The 18,966-nt window shown below is 46.8% G+C and carries 16 protein-coding genes; 9 read left to right on the top strand and 7 right to left on the bottom strand.

The annotated features are described in order from the left end of the window. Positions 1-4: 4 nt before the first annotated feature. The 4 genes from OSQ85_RS07415 to OSQ85_RS07395 all read right to left on the bottom strand — a co-directional run bounded on the left by OSQ85_RS07415 (position 5) and on the right by OSQ85_RS07395 (position 5,103). Entirely contained in the window at positions 5-580 is a 576-nt protein-coding gene (locus OSQ85_RS07415) for a response regulator transcription factor (RefSeq protein WP_265822213.1), read from the bottom strand. 131 nt (positions 581-711) lie between these two features. Next, positions 712-1,398: a response regulator transcription factor gene (locus tag OSQ85_RS07410; protein ID WP_265822212.1), complete on the bottom strand. Its 687-nt coding sequence runs from the start codon at positions 1,396-1,398 to the stop codon at positions 712-714. Beyond that, entirely contained in the window at positions 1,395-2,717 is a 1,323-nt protein-coding gene (locus OSQ85_RS07400) for a 2-dehydropantoate 2-reductase (protein WP_322874092.1), read from the bottom strand. The genes OSQ85_RS07410 and OSQ85_RS07400 overlap by 4 nt, the downstream gene beginning before the upstream one ends. After that, positions 2,695-5,103 (bottom strand): ATP-dependent Clp protease ATP-binding subunit, encoded by a 2,409-nt coding sequence (locus OSQ85_RS07395; protein WP_265822211.1) that lies wholly within the window; start codon positions 5,101-5,103, stop codon positions 2,695-2,697. The genes OSQ85_RS07400 and OSQ85_RS07395 overlap by 23 nt, the downstream gene beginning before the upstream one ends. 164 nt (positions 5,104-5,267) lie before the next feature. Between OSQ85_RS07395 and OSQ85_RS07390 the strand changes: the two genes are divergently transcribed. Both OSQ85_RS07390 and def read left to right on the top strand, forming a co-directional pair. Beyond that, complete coding sequence (locus tag OSQ85_RS07390; protein ID WP_265822210.1) at positions 5,268-5,810, top strand: glycine cleavage system protein R; 543 nt, start codon at positions 5,268-5,270, stop codon at positions 5,808-5,810. A 3-nt stretch (positions 5,811-5,813) separates the two neighbouring features. Further along, positions 5,814-6,317 (top strand): peptide deformylase, encoded by a 504-nt coding sequence (gene def / locus OSQ85_RS07385; protein ID WP_265822209.1) that lies wholly within the window; start codon positions 5,814-5,816, stop codon positions 6,315-6,317. 207 nt (positions 6,318-6,524) lie between these two features. Here the strand turns inward: def and OSQ85_RS07380 are convergent, their stop codons facing one another. After that, complete coding sequence (locus OSQ85_RS07380; RefSeq protein WP_265822208.1) at positions 6,525-8,024, bottom strand: sigma-54 interaction domain-containing protein; 1,500 nt, start codon at positions 8,022-8,024, stop codon at positions 6,525-6,527. 369 nt (positions 8,025-8,393) lie between these two features. Here OSQ85_RS07380 and OSQ85_RS07375 point away from each other — a divergent pair, with 369 nt between their 5' ends. The 3 genes from OSQ85_RS07375 to OSQ85_RS07365 all read left to right on the top strand — a co-directional run bounded on the left by OSQ85_RS07375 (position 8,394) and on the right by OSQ85_RS07365 (position 10,914). Continuing rightward, the gene (locus tag OSQ85_RS07375; RefSeq protein ID WP_265822207.1) at positions 8,394-8,612 is read left to right on the top strand and encodes a hypothetical protein; all 219 of its coding nucleotides are present in this window, start codon (positions 8,394-8,396) and stop codon (positions 8,610-8,612) included. A 67-nt stretch (positions 8,613-8,679) separates the two neighbouring features. After that, positions 8,680-9,252, top strand: coding sequence for a c-type cytochrome (locus OSQ85_RS07370; protein WP_265822206.1), 573 nt, complete (start codon positions 8,680-8,682; stop codon positions 9,250-9,252). Positions 9,253-9,306: 54 nt separating this feature from the next. Next, complete coding sequence (locus tag OSQ85_RS07365; RefSeq protein WP_265822205.1) at positions 9,307-10,914, top strand: FAD-binding protein; 1,608 nt, start codon at positions 9,307-9,309, stop codon at positions 10,912-10,914. Positions 10,915-11,059: 145 nt separating this feature from the next. On the opposite strand, the gene OSQ85_RS07360 is transcribed toward OSQ85_RS07365, so the two are convergent. Beyond that, complete coding sequence (locus tag OSQ85_RS07360) at positions 11,060-12,094, bottom strand: threonine aldolase family protein (protein ID WP_265822204.1); 1,035 nt, start codon at positions 12,092-12,094, stop codon at positions 11,060-11,062. Between the two features lie 199 nt (positions 12,095-12,293). Here OSQ85_RS07360 and OSQ85_RS07355 point away from each other — a divergent pair, with 199 nt between their 5' ends. Then, complete coding sequence (locus OSQ85_RS07355) at positions 12,294-14,288, top strand: sensor domain-containing protein (RefSeq protein WP_265822203.1); 1,995 nt, start codon at positions 12,294-12,296, stop codon at positions 14,286-14,288. On the opposite strand, the gene OSQ85_RS07350 is transcribed toward OSQ85_RS07355, so the two are convergent. Then, on the bottom strand, positions 14,264-14,740 hold the full coding sequence (locus OSQ85_RS07350; RefSeq protein WP_265822202.1) for a MarR family winged helix-turn-helix transcriptional regulator: 477 nt from the start codon (positions 14,738-14,740) through the stop codon (positions 14,264-14,266). The two genes, OSQ85_RS07355 and OSQ85_RS07350, sit on opposite strands and share 25 nt — an antisense overlap. A gap of 381 nt (positions 14,741-15,121) precedes the next feature. Between OSQ85_RS07350 and OSQ85_RS07345 the strand changes: the two genes are divergently transcribed. From OSQ85_RS07345 to OSQ85_RS07335, 3 genes are all read left to right on the top strand, one after another. Further along, positions 15,122-16,807, top strand: a complete 1,686-nt coding sequence (locus OSQ85_RS07345) for a methyl-accepting chemotaxis protein (protein WP_265822201.1) — start codon at positions 15,122-15,124, stop codon at positions 16,805-16,807. A gap of 119 nt (positions 16,808-16,926) precedes the next feature. After that, the gene (hflX, locus tag OSQ85_RS07340) at positions 16,927-18,642 is read left to right on the top strand and encodes a GTPase HflX (protein WP_265822200.1); all 1,716 of its coding nucleotides are present in this window, start codon (positions 16,927-16,929) and stop codon (positions 18,640-18,642) included. Beyond that, entirely contained in the window at positions 18,617-18,958 is a 342-nt protein-coding gene (locus OSQ85_RS07335; protein WP_265822199.1) for a YchJ family protein, read from the top strand. The genes hflX and OSQ85_RS07335 overlap by 26 nt, the downstream gene beginning before the upstream one ends. Positions 18,959-18,966 lie beyond the last annotated feature (8 nt).

Raw genomic sequence — 18,966 nt, 5'->3', positions numbered from 1 at the left:
ACGCCTATATCAGTCCGGATTTGATGGCGTAGTTTACCAAAGCAGTCGAGTTGGAGAGATTGAGCTTCTGGAGCATTTTATTTCTGTGCGTATCGACAGTATTTTTACTTATTTGAAGCTGCTTTGCAATCTCTTTGCTTGTTTTTCCGCCTGCAATATGCTTGAGAATTTCATATTCCCTTACAGTAAGCAGCAGAACGGACTTAGGCCAGGGCTTCATCCTTTTTCTGGGCTTAACTCCTTTGAGCGCTTCGGTGAAGGTATGCACATCGTTTTCGATGTAGAGAAAATTGATAATATTATATTTTTTGAAATAGTACTTCTGGAAGGGGTTGCTCTTTGAGGTGAGAAGCATAATTGTCGCCGGATAGTCACCGTCAAGAAAAGGGCGGATAAGTCCTTCGTCAAAATTGCTGGAGAAAATGTCAAAAATTACAAAATCAGGCAAAAAGTCAGACTGTGCAAGCTCCTCTTTGTCTTCATAGCGCAGTGTGAGGCATTTATGCCCCTGAATACTCAGTATTTCGTTTATCCATTCAAGGTGAATGGTGTTGTTGCTGATAACAAGATAATTTTTCATCCTAACCTCAGATCGGCAATGCTTCGCAAGCAATAGAAATATCACTATAAATAACGTTTATCATGCGGGCGTGAAAATATCGTGAAGGAAAATCAGACTGATTGCGGAGGAAAAGGAATGCGGTGCTTGTTTCAGGAGTTTATGAAATACCCCAGACCTTTAGCACTTTTGATGATCTCATTGCCTATTTTTTTTCTCAAAAATTTTATATGGCTTCTCAGGGTTTCCTTGGACATATACTCATTTCGCCATATTTCAGACTCAAATTTTTCATAACGCACTATTCTGCCGCGGTTTTCAATCAAAATTTCCAGAATGCGCGACTCAATATTGGTGAGGGGGATTTCCCCTTCGTAAGATGAAATGCTTTTAAGGGGAAAGCTGTATGTCAGCCCGTTTTCGAGGCAAATCAGCTCCGGGTTTTTTTCCTCCAGCTCGCGTACACATTTTTGCAGTGCGCCGCGGAGATCCTCAAGCATAACAGGTTTTACAAGGTATCTGCTTATGTCCAGCTCTATTGCTTGCAGGGTGTACTGCTCATCTGTATAGGCAGTGGTCATGAGTATGCGCAGCTTTTTGTCGGAACTGCGTATTCTTTTGATAAGCTGCAATCCGTCCGTATAGGGCATTTTTATATCGGCTATGAGGATGTCCGGTTTCTTTTCGGTATAAAGGACGAAGGCCTCATTACCGTCTGAGGCGCAATGAAGGGTTCCGCATAGCTTTTTAAGTATCATTTCATAGCTTTTGCGTATGCCTTCATCATCCTCGGCGTAAAGCACTGTGTATTTTTTCAGCTTCTTTTCCGGTTCTGTCATACAGGCTTCACTTTTATGTAATCCGCCAGTATTTTGGCGTGGTCAAACGCCAGATCGGCGGGCAGGGCATTCATCGGGAAGAATTTTGCTGTTTTTGCATCATCACCCGCTACGGGTTCGGCATCAGATTCTGTGTAATATACAGCGGAAGCCACATGACCGCGCTTATCCCTTGCCGGGTCTGAGTAAATGCCCAGCAGTGTTACGGATTCAGCCTTAATGCCTGTCTCTTCCATCAGTTCGCGCACAGCAGCGTCCTCTGTCTTTTCGCCGTATTCAACAAATCCGCCGGGTATAGCCCAGCCTTTGGGCTCGTACTTTCTTTCCACGAGGAGAACGGAGCCGCCGTTTCTTACTATAACATCCGCAGCCACTCTCGGTGTGTAGACAAATATTCTGCCGTATTTAAACCTGAGCGATCTGTACACAGTTTCGCAGTAGGGCGCTCCTTTGCCCGCGGCTTCCAGACGGCTTATGACAGGCAGGAGTATGCCGTCAATCTCAGGCTGTCTGTTCTTCTGTATATCGATGAGCATGCTGGTTTTATAATCGTCCAGACTGTCCTTGTGGGCTATAAGCGGCATCCATTCCTCTTCGGGAACTTCCACCCCTTCCATCCGTGCCGCCTCAAGGGTTTCCTTAACCATTTTCACCATGAGGGCAAAGACTTCCGGATCTTTTGCCATTTTGCCGCAGGTGCTTTCCAGAAGCGCGGAAAGCGGGTTGTAGGCAATGTTCCAGATAAGCTTTTTCCACAGAATATACTTCATGCTTTTTGCCGCATTAAACTCCAGGCTGGATTTGCTGAGAATTTCGGCAAAATATGGCTCTACGGTTTTGCTCTCCTCACTGAAAGCGCCGAAGGTGATATTTCCGAAGGCTGTGTGGTTCAGCACCCCCGGTGATTCTATCCACACGCCGATGTAAAGGCTCGCAGCGAGAACACGGTTTTTACCGAAGTGCTTTTCCAGAATAGCCGGGTTTTCCACTCCGTTCTGGAACGAAACAGCGTAGCCGTCTTTTCTGAGGTGCTTCGCGGCATCTGCGCACACTGCTTCGGTGTCCTGCGATTTAACGGCGAAGATTATAACATCATACTCACCCGTAAGCCCGCCTGACGCCTTGACAGGGATAACAGAATCCCCGTGTATTCTGCTTTTAAACACAAGCTTGCCTGTTTCCTGCATGGCTTTCAGATGCGCTCCCCTTGCTATGAGCTCGGTATCAAAACCCGCCTTGGTGAAGAATGCGCCGTAATAGCAGCCTATTGCCCCGGCTCCAACTATGGCTATACGTTTATTTGAAAGAGATTTGTCCATCCTTTAAAACCGCCCTTAAGTTCCTGCGTTTTTTGTATCTGCCGGAGATGAGTATATCCGACAGGTTGTCTTCTATGTGCGTCTGGAGGAGGCGTTTGATTGGCCTTGCTCCGTAGTTGAAGTTATAGTCCTGAGAAAGGAGGAATTCCTTAACATCGTCATCGAGTGAAACCTGCTTTTCGTGTTTTTCAAGCCTCTGGTTGATTTCCTCCACCTGAAGATCGATGATTTTGAACAGATCACCTTTGCCCAGCGGCTTGAACACTATGTGGCTGTCCACCCTGTTGAGAAATTCGGGGGAGAAACGCTCCCGAAGCTCCTTAAATGCGTTGGATCTGAACCTGTCATAATCTATCTCGAAGCTTACCTTATCATCCGAGGTACTGAAACCCATGGAGCGGGAATCAAGGGTGAGCTTGGTTCCGAGGTTTGAGGTCATTATCACTACAGTGTTTTTGAAGTTAACCATATGACCCAGACTGTCATGTATGTGCCCTTCATCCAGAACCTGCAGCAGTATGTTCATCACTTCGGGGTGCGCTTTCTCTATCTCATCGAAGAGTACCACTGAGTATGGCTTCCTGCGAACCTGCTCGGTGAGTTTGCCCCCCTCTTCATAGCCGACATATCCGGGGGGTGCGCCGACAAGCCTGGAAACGTTGAACTTTTCCATATACTCGCTCATGTCTATGCGTATGAGTGCTCCGGCGGAGCCGAAAACTATCTCGGCAAGGCGTTTTGCGACCTCAGTTTTTCCCACGCCTGTGGGACCGAGGAATATGAAGGAGCCCAGCGGTCTGTCAGGGTTGTTGAGCCCTGCGAAGCTGCGCTTTATGGAACGGGCAAGCGCGTCCACGGCCTCATCCTGTCCGAGAACGTATTTCTTTATATCCTTTCCGATGTTGACTATGCGCTCCATCTGGTCTTCACGGAGCTTCTGGACGGGGATTCCCGTCATCATCGCCACCACTTCGGATATGTGGTCATTGTTCAGTGAAGGCCAGTTCAAATCAAGCTCCTGAGTCCATTCCCCAAGGAGGCTGCGGAACTTTCCGCCGAGGCGGTCAATATCCTTTGTCACTTTTTCCACAGTGTCAAAGTCGTTGTCGGCTATCAGCCTGTTCCGTTTATCCATGGCGGCATCAAGCTTAAGCTTAACCTCCTTGAGATTATCGGGGAGTATGTTCACGCTGAGCTTAAGCTTTGAGCATGCTTCATCTATCACGTCTATACTTTTGTCAGGCTGGAATTTATCGGTCACATACCTGTCTGTGAGGTAAACGGTTTCCTTTAATACCTCATCAGGTATGTAGACCTTGTGGAAGTCTTCGTAATACTTTCTTATTCCGCCGAGGATTCCGATTGTTTCCTCAGTGTTGGGCGGATTAACAAAAATTGTCTGAAAGCGTCTGTTCAGCGCACCGTCCTTTTCAAAGTGCTTCCTGTATTCCGTTAGGGTAGTTGCGCCTATGCACTGGAAAGAACCTCTGGCAAGGGCGGGTTTCAGCATGTTGGACGCATCAATGGAGCCTTCGGCAGCACCCGCACCGACTATGGTATGTATTTCATCTATGAAGACTATGATGTTTGTTGCCTGTTCAATCTCCTTGATCAGGTTTTTCATCCTTTCCTCAAACTGGCCTCTGTATTTGGTTCCGGCAACGAGGCTTCCGAGTTCAAGGGAGATCAGGCGCTTGTTTTTAAGGAATTCGGGTATGCCGGAGGAGACCATTTCACGGGCGAGGCCTTCCACTATGGCTGTTTTGCCCACGCCGGGTTCGCCGATTATCACTGCGTTGTTCTTTATCCTGCGGCAGAGGATCTGGATCAGTCTTTCAATCTCCCCGCTGCGGCCTATAACGGGATCAAGCTTGCCTTCCTTGGCAAGTTCTGTGAGATCACGCCCGAACTCGTCTATTGTGGGGGTGGAGACCGTGGCTCCCTGTACTTTTGTGCTGGAAAGAGCGCGTATCTCCTCCCTTATCGGGGCAAGCTCAAAGCCCAGCTTGGCGAGGAGCATGTACGCCTTGCCTCTGCGCTCCCTCAGGAGACCGAGGAGGATATGCTCTGTGTTTATATATTTGCTTTCCAGCAGCCGCGCTTCCTCCACAGCCGCCTCAAGCACAGTTTTTCCCATGGGGCTGAAAGGGAGGCTCCCTTTTATCATCAGGTTTCTTCCCTGAACGCTCATTTTCTTGATGTCGTTTATGAGCACGTTGGTGTCCAGCCCGCGCTTATTAAAAATATCGGCGGCTACACCCGTTTTCTCCCTGAGGAGCCCCATGAGGATGTGCTCCGTATCTATGGATATTTGGAGGAGCTTTTCTGCGGCCTCTCTGGAATAGAGAATCACCCGCCTTGCTCTGTCCGTAAAAAGATCAAACATGAGTTTCTGCCCCCTATATTTAAATGTATGTTTATAATTATATGGTCTTTAAACACTTCTTTTCAATACTAATATGCCCTGAATCTTTTTTGAGAGCAAAAAAGTCCGTTGACAAATAAGCAGGCGAAAGCATAATAACCCATTAGTAATAACGGGGTGCATCTATGGGAAAGGCAAACCTTTTTTCACTCATGCTCGTTGCGGGTGACAGGCCCGGTATAGTAGCTGACATAACCAAGGTTCTTCTTGAGAACAATTTTAATATCGAAGACTCAAGCTCCACGCTGCTTCAGGGTTTTTTTGCGGCAATATTAATAGTAAGCCGCGAACAGCCCATGAGCGAGTGCGAGGTTAAGGAACTTTTTGAGGAACTCCTTGAGAAAAAAGGTGTTTCCGTAAAAGTGCAGAGCATGACGGAAACCGAGGATGCTCCCGCGGGTGAGCACTACATAATATCCGTATACGGTTCAGACAAGCCCGGCATAGTGCATAAGGTGGCTTCATTTCTCTCCGGGGAAGGTATAAACATCATAGACCTTCAGACCAAAGTGGCGGGAAAGGAAAAATCGCCGATATACATTATGGTTCTGGAAGTTGTTCTGCCTGAATATTTTCCGGATAAAACATGGACGGACAAGCTTAAGCAGATCTCATCTGAGCTCGGAACCGACATACACGTCAGACAGATTGAAACATACGAGTTGTAATATATGGCAGTAAGGGAAGTTCTGGTTTATCCCGATCCGGTTCTGAAAGAGATTTCGGAAGATGTGACGGAGCTGAACGATAAAATAAAGCAGGTCATACAGGATCTGAAAGATACAATGGATTCATCATCCCACTCCGTGGGAATAGCCGCACCGCAGATAGGTGAACTCTACAGGATCATAGCAATCGATCCGGGCAAAAACCCCAAGTGCGAGCAGAGCCACGGCAGACAGATAATGATCAACCCCGTGATACTGAAATGGGAAGGCATAACCCCTTTCAGAGAAGGGTGCATGAGTGTGCCGGATTATACTGGGAACGTGAACAGGGCAAGGAAGGTTCTTGTGCAGTATCTGGATGAGAATCTGGAAGAAAAAGTCATCGAAACCGAAGGCTTCGAGGCGATCCTCATTCAGCACGAATCAGACCACCTCGACGGCGTTCTGTTTATCGACCGAGTTATATCAAGAAGAACAGATCTTTTTCGCAGGAAAAAATATAAGTAAACGTAAACAGTTTATGCTGATGTCATTCTGAACGTCAGTGAAGAATCTCTTGTTGGACATAATATTGAGACTCTTCGCTTTGCTCAGAGTGACGCTGAACAGGGAGAAAACCGGGGCTGCGGCGCGAGCGTGTATTCAAAATTTCCATGGATGGCAAATTTTGAATTATAAAGGAAATACACTGCGCCGTGCGAAGCGAAGCCGTATTTAAAATATTCCCAGTTTTTTCATCCTGTGGCGCAGTGTGTTGGGATGTATTCCCAGAATATACGCTGCGCCGTTTTTTCCGCTTATTCTCCAGTTGGTCTGATGAAGAGTTTTGAGAATGTACGCTTTCATAACATGGTCAAGTGCGATATTGCTTTCAGTGATGATTTGCTCCGGCTGACTGCTGAACTGCATTCCGGTATTTATATGTTCAAACTTCATCTCTGTTGCATGATTCATTATGATTTCGCGTTCAACTATGTTTTCCATTTCCCTGACGTTTCCCGGCCACTGATAGCTGATGAGTTTCTCCATTACAGAGCCGTCAATTTCGGGTATATTTTTGATTCCAAACTTTCTGCATATTTTTTCTGTTATATGCCTGAGAAGAATCGGAATATCCCCTTTTCGCTCTCTCAGAGGCGGAATTTCAATGGGGAAAACATTCAGTCTCCAGAACAGATCTTCTCTGAATGTTCCGTCCTTCACCATTTTTGGCAGGTTTTTATTAGTGGCGGAGATAACGCGCACATTGACCTTGATCGCTTTTCCTCCGCCGAGACGCTCTATTTCCCCGAACTGGAGCGCACGCAGAAGCTTTGTCTGAGAATTCAAAGGCAGCTCTCCCACCTCGTCCAGAAAGAGCGTTCCATTGTGCGCCAGCTCGAACCGCCCTTTTCTTGATGAATCCGCCCCCGTGAACGCTCCTTTCTCATGTCCGAAAAGTTCATTGTCTATAAGAGTTTCAGGGATTGCTCCACAGTTTATTTTTATGAAGGCCTCGTGTTTTCTGTCTGAATTGCTGTGTATGAAGTTAGCGAAAACCTCTTTCCCTACTCCGGTTTCCCCTGTGAGGAGAACAGCGCTTGAAAATTCGGCTACCTCTTTTGCCTGTGTGAGAAGCTTGTTCATATCAGGCTCCACGGACATGGCAAAGTTTGTTAATGCAGAATCCTGCGATATGCTGTTTTTCACACTGCTGTAATTGCTGTTGCGCATCTCTCTGGCAGTGATGGCAGTGCATAGTGCCATGGTATATGGGGTTGCCAGAAGGCGCAGAAGATTTTTATGCTCATCGGTATAGACATTTTCCTTGTAAACCTTAATCGCAAGGTTGCCTATGACGTGCCCTGCGTTTCTGCATTGAAGAACTATGCAGGAGTTGCCCTCCGTAGGGCAGATAAAGTTGGTTTTATTCTCTGTCTGGGCTACTCTTTCATTATAGTTATATACACAATCATTGGGGAAACCGCGCTTAAAGTCTTCTGGTTTGATGCTGTCAGGTAGCTTTATGTAAAGATCCTTGTAGGTTCTGTTCTCTTCTACTGTGCATAAACGCAGTATACTGTGTTCCTCCTCCAAATAATATGACAGATCTATCATATCAATGGGGATGTACCTCTTCAGACATTTGAGTGAGTTTGTAAGAAGAGTTTCAACATCTGTACTCTTAAAAATATTAAGAATGGTGTCGTTAAGAAACATTTCATTGTTGATCATCTCTCTCTCCGACTTTTAATAAAAATGTAGTTAATACATTAACTATTTTTTCAGAAATGTCAAATTAATTCGGACACATATCTTTTTGTTTCTTCTTCATTAACAATGTTTTTGGCGAATATAGCTCACCATATTTGGTGAATCTACTCACCATCTGTGGTGAGTCTGTTTGGCGCGATTCCCTAAGTCATTTATAGGTAAAGAGGACAGTGTTTGGCACCTTTATTGTTATCTGAGGCGTAATAAAAATTCTGATTAGGTGTGCTTTGAGTTCGTTTTTATTTCTCAGATGTTCGTTCATTACACCTGAGCCAGACAAAGCATCTTAAAAGTACAAGTATCTTTGATTGATGTTTAGGAGTGAAGAAAATGGTTTCTAACAAATGGTTAGTAGTCGGAATGCTGTTGTTTGCTTCTGCCTGTGGATGCGGTGAGAAGGATTTTAATGCAGTCCGTTGCGAAAATATGCCGGATCTTTTCCGTGTGATTTTCCCGGAGGACTATCCGCTCGGCTTGGGAGAGTCCGAAACGGATCCGGCTGTAAGCGGAAGATATTTTAAGGAGGTGGTGTATACAAAGTGCCTGTGAGTTCTGAAAGCCATAGTCGGCTGAATCGGCTGAGATGTCAAAAAATATACTTACAAGAGGAAATTAAATGAAAGGAAAGAATTTATTACTTTTGACCGTGCTTACAGTGCTGCTTTCCATATTTGCGGGCTGTTACGGTGATGACAAAACAATTTATCTGGATGACTATGTCAACAATGGCGGAAGTTCGCCTGTTGATCCAACTGACCCAACTGATCCGACAGATCCCACTGATCCGACTGAACCTCCTGCAACTGCGGAAGAAATTTTTTTGGCTTACTGCTCTTGTCATGAATTCAGTCCTCATCTGTTCACCCCTGAAACATTTCATCATCCATTTGAGCTTGACCCCGCACCCACGCTGGAACAGCTCCAACTTATTGACGGGTATCTGAGAGAAAATACAGACCCGACTGATCCCACAGACCCCACAGATCCGAGTGATCCTGCGTTGCCCGGGGAGGCTGTTTTTAACACAACGTGCAGCGGCTGTCACAGCGGGGTAATGGCTCCGGCAATCACTGATGCGATATTTGACGGGTTCAATTCATCAAGTCTTGATGACCACCCGTTTCCTGTGTCGCTCACTGCCGAGGAGCTTAGTGACCTAGTTGAATATATATCATCAACAAGACCGTAGCTCTGTTTGTAATTTTAAGAATCACAACAGAAAATTCATTTTAAGGAGAAAATCATGAGTATAAAAAAAGATGAAAAAGAGATAAATAAATCGATTTCCCGCAGAAAGTTTCTTAAATTCGGAAGTCTTGCGGTGGGTACAGTTGGAATGAGCATTCTCACTGGCTGCGGAGGCGATGTCAATGTCGTAGAGCCCTCCGGTTCTGCTGGTAGCTCGGGTAATCTTCCTTCAAGCTGGGACGATTCTGCTGATTTCGTTCTTGTCGGTTTCGGCGGTGCGGGCGCAATGGCTGCCATCAACATAAAAAAACAGGATCCTTCCGCAAAAATAATTTTTGTAGAAGCAGGAACGGCAGGCGGCGGCAGTACAAAAATATGCGGCGGCGGAACACACTTCGGCGGCGGTACGCAGATTCAGATAGACAGCGGCTTCACTGAAGATGCTGATGAGTTTTATAACTATGCACTCGCCGGAGTAGGCGAAGGCGGCAATGCGGAGCTTATGAGAGTTTATGCTGATAATGCGAAAGCGGCTTACGATACCCTTGTGGAGCTTGGCGTGACTTACTCAGGGTTTTACACAGGCTATGCCACCGGCCCCGCCGCTGATTACAGCCTTATGTATGATAATGAAAAACGCCCCGAGCTTATGGCTAAAGCAGGCTACACCACTCCTGTTCCCCATACGCATTTTGCAATTGCGGATACATCTGCAGGTCTTTCAAGAGCAGGAACATTCTGGAGAGCACTTGAAACAGCAACGCTTGCACTCAGTAATGTTTCAGTTGAATACAGCGCAAGAGCAAACGAACTCATAGTAAACGGAAGCGGAAGGGTAGTAGGTGTTGCCGCTGAGAAAGACGGCGGCACAAAATATTACAAAGCTTCAAAAGCAGTTCTTATATGCAGCGGCGGTTTCATAAACAACGATGAGATGGTTCAGCAGTTTATACCCCACGCAATGAACTGCTTCCGCGGCGGCAGCGGCAGAGACAGAGGCGATGGAATAAAAATGGGACAGGCAATAGGAGCCGATATAAAAAATATGGGAGCTGCCGAGGACTACGGTCCGACTTATATGAACCATCCTGCTCTTGTTAAATCAATAGCCGTTACTCCCACAGGAATAAGATTTGCGCCTGAGGATCTTGGAGGCTCAGTTTTCGGAAGACTTGTGGCAAGAACATATCCTTCAATCTACCTCATTTTTGACCAGAAAGTGCTGGATGAGATACCCCTTGCAGTTCAGGCGAACTTCTCTATGGAAACTGCCAATACTATAGTTGAACTTGCGGGAAAAATAGGTGTTCCGGCATCGATCCTTAGTGAAACCGTGAACCGCTACAACCTGTACGCAACTAACGGAACCGACGAACAATTCCAGAAGGATCCCACTACACTTCAGGTAATGGAAGCTCCTTTTTATGCCATGAGGCAGACAAGCCAGAGGGTTTTTACTCTGTCATGCGGAGGTCTCCGTGTGAATGCTAAAACTCAGGTTCTTAAAACCGACGGTTCGGTAATTCCCGGTCTTTATGCCGCAGGTTCATCCATTGCCCACATCAATGCCCAGTATTATCTCGCAGGAGGCGGAACCGCCGGAGCCTTTACCTTCGGACTTGTTGCAGGTAGGGAAATGTCAAACGAAAATTCATGGGAGTAACAGAGAATCCTGTCTCCGCAGGATAAAAGGGAGAGGAGAGATCCCGCAATATGCCTCAGGCTGCTTCCGCAGGCGGTCTGAGGCAAATATTAAAGCTTTTTTAAGCACGGCATCCACATCCTCCGTGGATGTCGTGTGATTTTCTCTATACCGTCTTCATCACCTCTGCCAGCCTGTCCGCGAATGCGTCTATATCCTTCTTCTCCGTTGCGAAGCTGGTCATCAGGCGCACTTCGTTCAGCTCCTCATTCCAGATATAAAAGCCGAATTCTTTTATTATCACATCAATTGCGCTGCGGGGTATCTGCGCAAATACTGCATTTACCTCCGGCTTTCTGCTGAGTGTTACACCGTTTATGGCTTCAAGCCTTTCACCCAGATATGCGGCCATTGCGTTTGCATGCCCGGCCGCCTTCAGCCACAGGTCATCCTCAAACATTCTTTTGAACTGTGCGGCTATATAGCGGGACTTGGAGAGAAGCTGCATAGATTGCTTACGGATGTATTTGAAATCGGCTGCGAGTTCCTTATTAAAGAACACGGCAGCCTCTCCGAACATCATTCCCGCCTTTGTTCCTCCAAGGCTGAGGAGATCCACCCCAAGATCGCCTGAGATTTCCTTTATTGTTTTGCCCATGGCACAGGCAGCGTTAGTTATCCTTGCTCCGTCCATGTGCAGATACATGCCGTTTTCGTGGGTTATGCGGGCTATTTCACTTATCTCATCAACAGTGTACAGACTGCCCGCTTCCGTTGCCTGAGATATGGAAACCATAACAGGCTGCACATTGTGCTCAAAGCCGACATTATGGGCAAATTTCGTGATGTATTTAGGGTTCAGCTTGCCGTTTTCCGCCGGAACGCTCAGAAGCTTGCATGATGTGAATCTTTCGGGAGCGCCGCATTCGTCCACATTTATGTGAGCAGTCTCCGGGCATATTACCCCCTGAAACGGTTTCAGAGCCGCTGCAATAAGTGCAACATTTGCACCTGTTCCTGTTAGCATGAAGTTAACTTCCGCATCCCCCAGATGTTCCCTGAGAACCTCTTTCGACTCCCCGGTTGTATGATCATAGCCGTAAGGTCGTGTAAAACCACTATTTTCTGCTGAAATTGCTTCCATTATCTCCGGCAGCACGCCTGCGCAGTTGTCACTGAAAAAACCTAGGTACATCTTCATAACTCCTTATTATATAAGTTTTATATTCAATGATTCAATATATCAGTCAACATCTCTTTAAATGGTCTCTCTCCTAATTTATTTGTATTTTGGCTCAGTTTTAACAATATCCTCTTGCATAAATAGTTAAATTGAATAAATATACTCCTATGCGCCGATAAGCGTTATTGATATATACAATGCACAGCCAAGGTGGGAGATGAAAACACATTTCAGTTCCGAGTTGACTGATTTTGGTATCCTTACAGATTCCGAAAGCATAGTTATGGTTACTGATAAACAGAAATGCTTTCTTTATGTAAACAAGGAGGCTGAAAAGTTTTTATCTGTTTACGGCAATGAATTCTGCGGCAGATTCTCCTCTGAAATATCCAGCTCACTCTCACCCTTATACGTATCCACAAGAAGCATAACTCTTTCTGATCAGGAGAACAATAGGCGAACTTTCCGTTTTACCCGGATACCCATGAACAACGGCGGGGAAAAGTTTCTCTGTATCGGCACTGATATTACCGAAAACACTGCCGAAGAAGAGGGCTCGGAGGAGCTTCCTGATATACTGGAGACCGTTACCGAACACCTGCCCTCCGGCGTTGTTATACTGGACAGCAGTCTGAAAATGAAATTTGCCAACTCCGCCGCAATATCCATGATGATGCTGGGTGAACGCGCCAACTGGTTTAATAAAAATATAAAGGATTTTTTCGCAGGGAAGCTTGAGGGTGATACCTGTATTCTGCATGATTACAAATGTCCTTTTGACGGTCTGGTAAAAACCGGAAAAGCTTTTTACGATGAACTTTTCTGCTCCACAAGAAACGGCGGAAACGGCTTTGTCAAGGTCAGCGCCTCCCCAAGCAGGGATGCTTCCGGAAAATTCAGCGGCATAGTCTGCACTCTGGAAGACTGCACCGAAATAACGAAAACCAGAAAGCTGCTGGAAAAGAGTGAAAACAAATACAGACTTCTTACTGAGTTTTCCCCGATGGGCATTGTTGTCCAGGAGAAAATGCTCATCACCTACATAAATCCCGCCGGGGCGGAGCTTCTGGGGTACGAAAACCCTGAGGACGCTTTCGGTGAGCGTATTATGGATTTTATCCCCGAACAGGATAAGGTATCGGTGGAAGATTTTATCGAAGATATGCTCACAACCAGAAAGCCTTCCGTTGGTTTTGAAAGAACCCTGATAAACAAGCGCGGAAGGGAAATGACCGTCAAGATGTCCAGTCAGCCGTATGAAAGCAGAAACGGCATGGCAGTTCTGAACGTTTTCAGGGACATTACCGATGAGAAAAGACGCAGCGAAGAGATAATGAAGCTTTCTCTCGTTGTGGAGCAAAGCCCGGTTTCCGTAATAATTACCGACTCATCAGGCCATGTGGAATATGTTAACCCTGCTTTCTGCGAGATTTCCGGTTACAGCGCACCGGAGATATTCGGGAAAAACGTGAACCTGCTCAAATCAGGAGTGCACCCGCAGGAGTACTATGAAAATCTGTGGGAGACAATACGCGGAGGGCAGACCTGGAACGGGGAGCTTTGCAGCCGCGGTAAATACGGTGATATTTTCTGGGAGCTTTCGACAATAACCCCTGTGAAATGCAGCGAAGGAAGGCTGCTTTTCTATGTGGCGGTGAAGGAAAACATCACGGATAAAAAACTCCGTGAGGAAAAAATACGGCATATGGCCATGCACGACATACTCACCGGACTCCCCAACAGATTCCTGATGAGGGACAGGCTGGAAACCGTTCTGGAAAGGGTGCAAAGATACGGTGAAATGGCCGCTGTTCTGTTTATTGATCTGGACGGCTTCAAAAACGTTAATGATACTTACGGGCACAAAGCCGGTGATGATGTGCTGAAAGAGACTGCAAGACGCATTCTCACCAGCATCAGAACGGCTGACACTGCCTGCCGCATAGGCGGGGATGAGTTCCTGGTTATTTTAAGCCGGATAGAAAACAGGGAAAAAGCCGGAGCGGTGTCCAGAAGGATTATAGAGATGGTTTCCCGCCCCTACGGCGCCTGCGGTGACAGGCAGATATTAGGGGCGAGCATAGGCATAAGCATTATTCCCGATGACGGGGTAAATATAGATGAACTGGTGAGCAAGGCAGATACCGCCATGTACGAAGTGAAAAACGGCGGGAAAAACGGCTTTGCTTATTTCTTTGATTTTCCCAAATAGTGCTCAAGCTCATATATGAGTGATTTGAGAACTCTTTCCGCTGCGCTTAAGTCCTCTTCCCTGAACTTGGGGGCAACAGCCTCCACATTTTCTCTCATTGCTTCATAAACTTCGCTGTAAAGCTCCTCGCCCTTCTGGGTGATTTTGAGAAACTGCGAACGTTTGTGGCCGGGGTTTTTGCTGTATTCTGCGTATCCTTCGTCAACTATGTCGTTGGCGAGCCTCTGTATATACTGTCTGGAAACAGAGCGCATTTTCGCTATCTGCGGCACTGTCTGCGGACCGTAAAGCTTAAGAATCCTGAGAAGAGCCCATATTCTTTTGCCTGTTTCACTGACTGCGCCTATTTTTTTGCCCGCTTCCTGAATTATTCCGAATGCTCTTGCCGCTTCTACCACAAAATCAAGGATAATCTCGGTTTTTTTGTCATTTGTCATGTTGTTTGAAATCATTCATGCCTCCGCTTGGTTAAGAAAATATAATAATCAGAATTTGTAAAATAACAACAGAAATTGACAATCCGATTGCCAGTTTCGGCGTATATCCGGCAGAAATTACTCAAAATAGTGTCACATTTATATACAGTAAAATTTTGAAAGGGAATTTATCTGTTCAGAATAGTGTTACATTTATATACAGTATGAATTATGGTAGATAATTAGTCTTAATTATTAATCAGTTAAATAATCTAAACAATTTGTTTCCGGAACAAAAATAATCCTTGAATTTCTTAGCTTTTGTTAATATTTTATTGACATAAAAAAGGACAAAACTAGTGTTCTTATAGGATATGACAGACACAAATCATGTATTCTGATTTACGGAGGTTATTCATGTCTCTTTCGTTAAGACTTAAGTTCAGCGTTGTTACCACGCTGTCGGTTCTGATTGCTGTATTTTCAGTAATGTTTTTGGCAGTTTATGAAATGGGGCAAATGGGAAGGAGCTTTGTTGAAAACACAAGAAGCGATCTTGAAGCTGCCAAGCGTGATGAGCTTAAAATCTACATTGAAATGGCGGTTTCATCCATAGATGATATTTACCGCAGTTCTGCGGCTGATGATGTGCAGGCACAGAATGCTGCTAAGGAAATAATAAAAAAGTTCAGTTTTGATAACGGGAACTATGTATTTGTCACGGATTTCGATTCCAATGTGCTGGTTCACAGAGGAAACCCTGAATTGGAAGGGAGAAATCTGGGAGATCTGAAAAGCGGTGACGGTAAATATATTTTCCGTGAGATGAGCCGTATTGCCAGAGACGAGAAGCAGGGTTATGTGCTTTATCAGTGGAACAACCCCGAAACAGGCAGACAGGGTGACAAGCTCAGCTATGTCGTCGGTCTGGAGAAATGGGGCTGGGTCGTGGGCACAGGTTTTTTTATAGATGATATAAACGAGGAGATAGCGCGGATAGAGCAGTCTGCTGCTGAACAGAAGGCCCTGATGGTGAAAATCATGGCAGCGGCCGTGGCGGTTCTGCTGGCTGTAATGATTACGGTGACTTTCCTTGTGGTTCGGGTTCTTACAAAAAGCCTCGGACAGACGGCAGACATGCTTAAGGATATTTCAGAAGGCGAAGGTGACCTGACAGTTGCGATCAAAGTCAGCCAGAAGGATGAAGTCGGTCAGGTTGCGGAAAACTTCAACAGATTCATAGACAAGCTCAAAGATCTCATAATAACCATAAAGCAGAGCTCCGTGAGTGTGGCTTCCGCAAGCTCACAGCTTGCCTCAGCCTCAGAGGAGATGGCCTCCACATTTCAGGGACAGTCCTCTCAGGTTTCGAGCGTGGCCGCAGCTACGGAAGAGCTTACATCATCCTCCAGCGAGGTTCTGGAAGCGCTCCGTGAAGGGAGCGAGCGCTCACGTGAGGCGGTAAAATACACAGGCGAAGGGCGGAAGAGCCTCAACAAGGCCACAAATGAGATAAACGCAATCAGAGACAAGGTGGACAGGCTCAGCGCGGCTATAGGCAGACTTTCAGGTTCATCAGATGAGATAGGCAATATTGTGGGTGTGATAGACGATATAGCCGACCAGACTAACCTGCTTGCGCTTAACGCAGCAATAGAAGCAGCCAGAGCGGGAGACGCAGGAAGAGGCTTTGCCGTGGTGGCGGATGAGGTACGCAAGCTGGCGGAACGGACACAGAACGCCACAAGCGAAATCAGCAAGATAATTGGCGGCCTTGTCAGGGAGACAGGCGAGGCCGAAAAGGACATGAGAGAAGCCAGAAAACAGGTTGAAGAGGGCGTGAAAGTTATAGGCGAAACAGGCGCTGTTTTCGGGCAGATAGTGACAACAATGGAAACTGCGGAGCAGGTGAACAGCATAATAAGTAACGCTGTTCAGGAGCAGACCGCTACGATAATAAGCATAAACGACAACACTCAGGCGCTCAGTTCCGGTCTGGAGGAGAGTTCAGTCGCAATGCAGGAGATAACCCACACCATAGCGGATCTCCAGAGGCAGGCGGATGAAATGAGCCAGCTTGTTTCGAGGTTCAGAACAGAATAATTGCAAAGAAAGCCAGCAGCGTATAGAATAAAAGCCGCCGTATCATTTCCATGGTGCGGCGGTTTTTTAATTTAATTTTTCGGAGGCGTTTCATAGAAGTATTCGGTCATCTTGAGGGTTTGCGCCCTCAGCAGATTAAGCGTCTGGAAAAGCTTTACAGCAGAAAATCATCATCCTTTTCAGCAGTGTCCCCTGAGTTTGCCAGAACCCTCTGTGAACTCACTGCGGAAACAGGCAGACAGACTGCGGTTCTCTTTGACAGGGCAAACACAGTGCAGTATGTGATCATCGGCGGTTCATCGGAGATCGTGATCCCTGTCCTCAGCAGATACAGGATAACGCCGGGAGGGCTGCGCGGCTTAAGGCTTGTGCATACCCACACAGGCGGCGAGGAACTCACCGACGACGACCTTACCGACCTTGCTCTTCTCCGTCTGGATTCCGTGACGGTTCTCCACGGAGACAGCAGAGGCATCCCCATGCGGATGCAGACGGCTCATCTTCTTCCGCCGGACAGCCCGCATATGTTCGGCTTCCTTGAGGACACAGATCCCCACAGGCAGGACACTGATTATCTGGATTTCATCTCTGCTCTGGAAAAAGAGATAGAGGATAAAACCAAGGCTCTGTTCAGGGTAAAAAACGCCCATTCTGCGATACTTGTGGGCTCTTACCGCAAAAAGCAGGATGCCGGGGAGCACATGGCGGAGCTTCAGGAGCTCACCGAAAGTGCCGGAATGGATGTTCTGGATATTCATACGCAGATTAAACCGCAGATCCATCCGAAATACGTTATGGGGCCGGGAAGGCTGAAAGAGGTGGTGATCCGTGCTCTCCAGACCGGGGCAGACTTTATAGTTTTTGATAACAGCCTTTCACCCGCACAGTCCAGAGCCGTTTCAGAATTTACTGAGCTTAAGGTGCTTGACCGCACACAGCTCATCCTTGATATATTCGCACGCAGGGCAAAATCTAACGAAGGCAAGATACGTGTGGAGCTTGCACAGCTTAAATACATACTTCCCCGTCTCTCCGGCAGGGATGATGCTCTCTCAAGGCTTACAGGCGGAATAGGGGGCAGAGGCCCCGGAGAAACCAAACTGGAGATAGACAAAAGGCGCATTAACGACCGGATTGCATTCCTTTCCAAGAAGCTGGAGAAGATAGAACAGAACAGAACAGTGCAGAGGAGCAGGAGAAACAGGGGCGGGCTGCCCATAGTTTCGATTGTCGGCTACACTAATGCCGGGAAATCCACCCTGCTTAACAACCTCACCCAAAGCGAGGTTTATTCTGATGACCTCATGTTTGCCACTCTGGACACAAGCTCCAAGCGCATACGCTTTCCGGAGGAGCGTGATGTTATCATAACAGATACGGTGGGTTTCATACGTGACCTGCCTGAGAATCTCAAAGGCGCTTTCAAATCGACCCTTGAGGAACTGAACGAGGCGGATTTGCTGGTTCATGTGGTTGATATATCAAACCATGGCTTTCTGAACCACATCCGCTCTGTGGAGACAGTTCTGGCGGAACTGGGACTCACTGACAAGAAGATTATAACGGTGCTGAACAAGACCGACCTGCTCCCGCCGGAGGAGGCGGATTTTGTGCTGAACAATGTTCTGCCGGATACAATGTTTGCGGATGCAAGGCTGCACAGCCTGATGGAAATAAAAAACTCCAAGCCTGATGCGGTGTATATTTCCGCTCTGGACAGGAAAACCTTCCGGCTGCTCCTTGAGCGCATCCGCTTTGCCCTCTTCATAGAAGGCAAGGGGCGGGACATACCAGTGGAGAGCTATTTTGATGATGACCCCGAAAGAGATAATTGAACACAGGGCGAGGCTTTACACCGAAAAAAACGGCGGCGGAGTATATGACCTATATGCGGAAAGCAGCGAACTGAGACGCTTTTTCCCTGATGAACAGTCCTTCTGCACCCGCTTTGCGGAGATAGTGGCGGCAAGCTCCCATGCGGGGCTGAACATTGTGAAGGAGACTGTACAGGGGAAATGCGCCGAGGTCACTTTTATAGAATACATTGCCGTGGATGATAAGGTTACCAGCTTTTTCAGCAGGAGCAGGTTTGTTTTTGAAGGCGGCAGGTGGCGTATTCTCCGCGAGGAAAGAGAGATGAGTGTGAAATAAAAGGCCCT

Origin of the sequence: Geovibrio ferrireducens (assembly GCF_026226615.1) — a bacterium.
Lineage (GTDB): Bacteria > Chrysiogenota > Deferribacteres > Deferribacterales > Geovibrionaceae > Geovibrio > Geovibrio ferrireducens.
The sequence above is the reverse complement of the archived record's forward strand: the minus strand, read 5'-3'. Positions and strand labels throughout refer to the sequence as shown.

Excerpts from the sequence above, each read along its gene's own strand:
- OSQ85_RS07410 (WP_265822212.1), bottom strand. The coding sequence starts at position 1,398 with ATGACAGAACCGGAAAAGAAGCTGAAAAAATACACAGTGCTTTACGCC.
- OSQ85_RS07390 (WP_265822210.1), top strand. The coding sequence starts at position 5,268 with ATGGGAAAGGCAAACCTTTTTTCACTCATGCTCGTTGCGGGTGACAGG.
- OSQ85_RS07350 (WP_265822202.1), bottom strand. The coding sequence starts at position 14,740 with ATGATTTCAAACAACATGACAAATGACAAAAAAACCGAGATTATCCTT.
- OSQ85_RS07415 (WP_265822213.1), bottom strand. The coding sequence starts at position 580 with ATGAAAAATTATCTTGTTATCAGCAACAACACCATTCACCTTGAATGG.
- OSQ85_RS07380 (WP_265822208.1), bottom strand. The coding sequence starts at position 8,024 with ATGATCAACAATGAAATGTTTCTTAACGACACCATTCTTAATATTTTT.
- OSQ85_RS07345 (WP_265822201.1), top strand. The coding sequence starts at position 15,122 with ATGTCTCTTTCGTTAAGACTTAAGTTCAGCGTTGTTACCACGCTGTCG.
- OSQ85_RS07395 (WP_265822211.1), bottom strand. The coding sequence starts at position 5,103 with ATGTTTGATCTTTTTACGGACAGAGCAAGGCGGGTGATTCTCTATTCC.
- def (WP_265822209.1), top strand. The coding sequence starts at position 5,814 with ATGGCAGTAAGGGAAGTTCTGGTTTATCCCGATCCGGTTCTGAAAGAG.
- OSQ85_RS07370 (WP_265822206.1), top strand. The coding sequence starts at position 8,680 with ATGAAAGGAAAGAATTTATTACTTTTGACCGTGCTTACAGTGCTGCTT.
- OSQ85_RS07335 (WP_265822199.1), top strand. The coding sequence starts at position 18,617 with ATGATGACCCCGAAAGAGATAATTGAACACAGGGCGAGGCTTTACACC.
- OSQ85_RS07400 (WP_322874092.1), bottom strand. The coding sequence starts at position 2,717 with ATGGACAAATCTCTTTCAAATAAACGTATAGCCATAGTTGGAGCCGGG.
- OSQ85_RS07375 (WP_265822207.1), top strand. The coding sequence starts at position 8,394 with ATGGTTTCTAACAAATGGTTAGTAGTCGGAATGCTGTTGTTTGCTTCT.
- OSQ85_RS07365 (WP_265822205.1), top strand. The coding sequence starts at position 9,307 with ATGAGTATAAAAAAAGATGAAAAAGAGATAAATAAATCGATTTCCCGC.
- OSQ85_RS07355 (WP_265822203.1), top strand. The coding sequence starts at position 12,294 with ATGAAAACACATTTCAGTTCCGAGTTGACTGATTTTGGTATCCTTACA.
- OSQ85_RS07360 (WP_265822204.1), bottom strand. The coding sequence starts at position 12,094 with ATGAAGATGTACCTAGGTTTTTTCAGTGACAACTGCGCAGGCGTGCTG.